Genomic DNA, 4,908 nt, shown 5'->3' with positions numbered 1-4,908 from the left:
CGTTCGGTGTCGGTGCGGTCTTCGCGGTGGTCGCGCTGCTGTTCACCTTCGGCCTGCAGCTCACCCCGCCGCCCGCACCCGCACCGGCGGCCGAGAGCGTGGCCGAGGTGCTCGAAGCCGAGACCCTCGGCGGCGAAACCGAAGCGATCCTCGGTGGCGAAGCCGAGGCCGCGGAGAGCAGCCCGGCTCGCTCCTGAGCCCGGACGGGCGGGGTTCCTCATGCCGCGCCGAGGAACCTCGCCCGCCGCGCCCGCACGAACTCCTCGTAGCCGAGCGGCGGTGTGCCGGTGACCTTCTCGACATCCTCGAAGATCCGCCCGCGCACGGGACCGGCGGCGGCCCGCGCGGCCGTCACCGCCTCCGCGACCTCCGCGGGCACCCGGCGGGCCAGCCGCTCGCGCTCCTGCTCGAGCGAAATCTCCCGCACGGCGATCGGAATCCCGAGCGTGTCGGCGATGATGCCCAGCTGTTCGCGCGGGGTCACCGCCCGCGGACCGCTCAACCGCAGCACAGGTGCGCCGGGATGGCCCTCGGCCAGCAGCACCCGCGCCGCCACCCGCCCGATATCGGCGGGATCGAGGTGGGCGGCGGGCAGATCCGGCAGGGCCACCTCGACCGCACCGGCCGACAGAATCGAGGGCACCCATGCGAAAGTGTTGGAGTAGAAGCCGTTGGGCCGCAGCACGATCGTCTCGATACCGGATTCGACCGCCACCCGCTCACCCTCGGCATGCCAGCGGCCGAGTAATCCGTCCGGATTCTCGTCCACCGCCAGCGAGGAGACGGTGACGAGCCGCCGCACTCCCGCCCGGCGCGCGGCGTCGACGAGGCGAGAATCCTGTTCCGCCTTCCGATTTCCCGCCGTCGCGATGAATACGGTGCGCACGCCGCGCAATACCGGCGGCAGCGTTTCCGGCCGGTCGAGATCGCCCCGCACGAACTCCACACCCGGCACCGGCGCGGCCCGCCCGGGATCCCGGGTCAGGGCACGCACCGCCACCCCGTGACGCGACAATTCCGCGACCGTCGCACCGCCGACCACACCGGTCGCTCCGGCGATCAGAATCATTCGAATCAACTCTCTTCCAACGTAATTCGACGAGATGACCGCAGCGTATCCGGCGATTCCACCCCGCATACCCGCGCTCGTTCCACGCTCCAGAGATCCTCCAGAGCCCGTGCAGCAGCGCTTTCTACGGTCGAAATCAGACGCCAAAACCTCAGGAGGGCTCGATGAGTCAAGTCTCCACCCCATTGATCCCGGCTCCCGGAGACCCGGTCGCGCCATCGGATACCGGTGGTTCCCCCGCGCACATCCTCGGCGTGGTCTCCGGTGCGCGCCGCGCGCAGGTGGTGCTCGCCGCCGCCGAACTCGACCTGTTCACCGTGCTCGCCGACCGCGACCTCGCGGCCGCCGAGATCGGCGCCGCCATCGGGCTGCACCCCGAGTGGACCCGCGACTTCCTCGACGCCGTCGCCAGCAGCGGGCTGATCATCGCCGACGGCGGGCGCTATTCCAACAGCCCGGATGCGCACCGCTATCTGGTGCGCGGTAGACCGGAGTATCTCGGTGGATTCCTGCGTTTCCTGGACAAGACGCTGCACCCGGCCTGGACCGGATTGGCGGCCAGTGTGAAGTCCGGGAAGCCCGTCAATTCCGATGCGGCGGAGGGTGATCCCTACGGCGTGCTCTTCACCGATCCCGATGATCGTCGCGGCTTCTTCGACGCCATGGACGTGCTCAACGCGCCCATCGGCGCGGCCCTGGCCCGGCTGGACTGGTCGCAGCGCGGCACCTTCGCCGATATCGGCGGGGCCCGCGGGAATATCGCCGCGAGCCTGGTGCGCGCGCACCCGCATTTGCGGGCCACGGTATTCGATCTGCCCGAGGTCGAATCCGAATTCGATTCGCACATAGGCGAGTTGGGATTGAAGGATCGGATCGAATTCCGGCCCGGTGATTTCTTCACCGATCCGCTGCCCAGCGCCGAGGTGCTCATCTTCGGGCACGTCCTGCACAACTGGCCGGTCGCGCGCCGCCGGCAGCTCATCGAGGCCGCCTACGCCGCCCTGCCCGACGGCGGCACCATCGCCATCTACGACCCCGTGATCGACCCGGCCCGACCTAGCCCGAGCGCACTGCTGGCCAGCCTGAACATGCTGGTGTGGTCGTCCGGCGGTAGCGAATACACCGTCGCGGAGGCCGAAACCTGGCTGCGCGACGCGGGATTCGTCGATATCGCCGCGGCTCCGCTCGGCCCCACCTCCACCCTCATCACCGGCGAAAGGCCGCGGCATGGCCGTTCCACTGCAGAGATCGCCCGCTAGCACCCGCGACCTCGTGCGGCACTGGCTCTCCGAAACCCCGGTCGGAGCCGAGATCGACACGGAGACGGTCGATATCGCGGTGCCCAGCAATGGGTTCTCCGCGGAGACCTGGCAGCTCACCGCGCTGGGGCACGACGGGTACCGGCGGCGGCTGGTCATCCGGGTCGGCGCCACCGGCGACGGCGTCTACCCGACTGAATCGATTGTGGCGCAGGCCGAAACGCTGCGCGCGGTGCGCCGCCACAGCGATGTGCCGGTGCCCGCCGTGCTGGCCGTCGAACCCGATCCCGGGCTGCTCGGCGCGCCGTTCTTCCTGATGGAGCACGTCGCGGGCCGGGTGCCGCCGGACTTCCCCTCCTACCACCGCGGCGGCTGGGTGGCCGATCTGGTCCCCAGCGAGCGGACGGCGGTCTGGTGGTCGGCGCTGACCGTGCTCGAGCGGCTGCACACCATCTCGGCGGACACGCCGGGCCTGCCGTATCTCGGTCCGGCGGGACCGGCCGCGCAAGTGCGGTACTGGACCGACGCCCTCGATTTCTACGGCTGCGCCGGCGATCCCGTCATCCAACGCGCCCGCCGCTGGCTGACCGCCAACCTGCCGGTCCGGCAATCGCCCTACACGCTGCTGTGGGGCGACGCCCGGCTGGGCAACATCATCTACGACGGCACCGAGGTGGCCGCGCTGGTGGATTGGGAGATGGCCGGGTACGGCGAGCCCGAAAGCGATCTCGCGTGGTTCCTGTACCTGGACCGGAACCTGAGCAGCGGCATCGGCGCGCCGCGGCTCTACGGCCTGCCCGATCGCCAGCGGACCGTGGAGGCCTATGCCGCGCTCTCGGGCCGGTCGCTGCACAATCTCGAGTTCTACGAGGTGCTGGCCGGATTCAAGTTCGCGCTCATCACCGCCGCGGTCACCCGCCGGGCCGTGAACGCCGGTCTGGTGACCGATCGCCCATTTCCCTTGCACCGCAATGCCGTCGCCCTGCTCGACGCCACCCTGGAGGCCCTGTGACCATCCGACTGTCCATCCTCGACCAAGCCCCCGTGCCCGAGGGCACGCCGCAATCGGGCGCCCTGGCCAATTCCCTGGACCTGGCCCGCCGGGCCGAGCAGTTCGGCTACACCCGCTACTGGGTCGCCGAGCACCACGCCATGTTCTCGCACGCCATCTCCGCACCCGAAATCCTGGTGGCCGCACTGGCTTCGGCGACCTCGACGCTGCGGGTCGGCTCCGGCGGGGTACTGCTCACGCACTACAGCCCGTTCAAGGTCGCCGAGACCTTCCGGACGCTGACGGCCCTGTATCCGGGGCGCATCGACCTCGGGATCGGGCGCTCCACCGGCGCGGGGGAATTGGAAATCCGTGCGCTGCAGCCGATTCCCGGTATCGTCGGGCGGCCCTCCATCGACGAGAAGGTCGAGGAATTGCGCGACCATCTGGCGCGCAGGCCGGCGAGCACCGGTGTGCAGACGGAACCGTTGGCGGTGCCGCTGGACGCCGGTACGCCGGAGCTGTGGCTGCTCGGCAGCAGTCCGTCCAGCGCCATCGCGGCGGGTGAGGCGGATATCGACTACGCCTTCGCACATTTCATCAATCCGGCGGCCACCCGCGCGGCCATCGGCGCGTATCACCGGCTGGCCCCGGGACGTTCACCCATCGTCGCGGTCACGGCGGTGGCCGCCGACACCGAGGAGGAGGCCGCGCGCCTGTACTCGGCGCAGCGCGCGGTGCGTAATCGCCTGTTCCGCAACGATGTCCGCCCGATCCCCGAACCCCGGGTCGCCCTGGAGGAATTGGCCCGCCACGGCGACATTCTCGAGGACGAGCGGTTCGAGTGGCCGCGCTACTTCTGGGGCACCCCCGACCGCGTGGGTGACCAGATCCGTTCGCTGGCAACGGCTCTCGAGGTCGAAGAGATCGTCATCGTCACCACCGTGCACGACCACCAGGCCCGCGTGCACAGTTACGAGCTCCTCGCCGCGGAGTTCGCGCTACCGGCCACCGCACCCGCACTCCAGGACGTCACGCCATGAAATTCGGTATCAACCTCTTCCCGACCGTCGGGGAGAAGGACCAGGCCCCGGCCGACTACTACGACCTCGCCCTGCGCCTCGCGGTCTACGCCGAGGAACTGGGCTACCACCATGTGAAGACGGTGGAGCACTACTTCTTCGACTACGGCGGCTACAGCCCCGATCCCACCACCTTCCTGGCCGCGGTCGCCGCGCGCACCCGGCGCATCCGTCTGATCACCGGGGCGGTGGTGCCTGCCTTCGATCATCCGATCAAGCTCGCCGCGCGACTGGCCATCCTGGACAACCTCAGTCACGGGCGGCTGGATGTCGGTGTGGCGCGCGGCTTTCTGCCCGACGAGTTCGCGGCCTTCCAGATCTCGCTCGACGAGTCCCGGCCGCGTTTCGATGCCACCGTGGCGGCCATCGTCGAATTGTGGACCGGGTCGGAGGTGACCGTCGACAACGGGTTCCACGCCTTCGGGCCGGTCACCTTGCAGCCGCGGCCGTTCCAGTCGCCGCATCCGCGCATCCTGGTGGCCACCTCCATCACCCCCGAATCCGCCG

Annotated in this window: 6 protein-coding genes; 5 read left to right on the top strand and 1 reads right to left on the bottom strand. The window is 69.8% G+C overall.

What is annotated here, in order from left to right:
* Positions 1–197 (top strand): hypothetical protein (locus ON43_RS35175; protein WP_040814602.1); only part of this gene is annotated, 197 nt, incomplete at its 5' end.
* 20 nt (positions 198–217) lie between these two features.
* Here ON43_RS35175 and ON43_RS44465 read toward each other — a convergent pair.
* Complete coding sequence (locus ON43_RS44465) at positions 218–1,069, bottom strand: NAD(P)H-binding protein (RefSeq protein WP_051179650.1); 852 nt, start codon at positions 1,067–1,069, stop codon at positions 218–220.
* A gap of 164 nt (positions 1,070–1,233) precedes the next feature.
* Between ON43_RS44465 and ON43_RS35160 the strand changes: the two genes are divergently transcribed.
* The 4 genes from ON43_RS35160 to ON43_RS35145 form a co-directional block, all read left to right on the top strand.
* The gene (locus ON43_RS35160; RefSeq protein WP_083913989.1) at positions 1,234–2,328 is read left to right on the top strand and encodes a methyltransferase; all 1,095 of its coding nucleotides are present in this window, start codon (positions 1,234–1,236) and stop codon (positions 2,326–2,328) included.
* Entirely contained in the window at positions 2,297–3,340 is a 1,044-nt protein-coding gene (locus ON43_RS35155) for a phosphotransferase family protein (RefSeq protein WP_063712685.1), read from the top strand. The genes ON43_RS35160 and ON43_RS35155 overlap by 32 nt, the downstream gene beginning before the upstream one ends.
* Positions 3,337–4,362 carry an MsnO8 family LLM class oxidoreductase gene (locus ON43_RS35150; RefSeq protein ID WP_040814600.1) on the top strand — a complete coding sequence of 342 codons (1,026 nt, stop codon included), beginning with the start codon at positions 3,337–3,339 and terminating at the stop codon, positions 4,360–4,362. The genes ON43_RS35155 and ON43_RS35150 overlap by 4 nt, the downstream gene beginning before the upstream one ends.
* A partial coding sequence (locus ON43_RS35145) for an LLM class flavin-dependent oxidoreductase (protein ID WP_040814598.1) occupies positions 4,359–4,908 on the top strand: 550 nt, incomplete at its 3' end. The genes ON43_RS35150 and ON43_RS35145, both read left to right, overlap by 4 nt.

The sequence above is a fragment of the Nocardia concava NBRC 100430 genome (assembly GCF_000308815.1).
Lineage (GTDB): Bacteria > Actinomycetota > Actinomycetes > Mycobacteriales > Mycobacteriaceae > Nocardia > Nocardia concava.
This window is presented reverse-complemented; position numbering and strand designations above follow the sequence as displayed.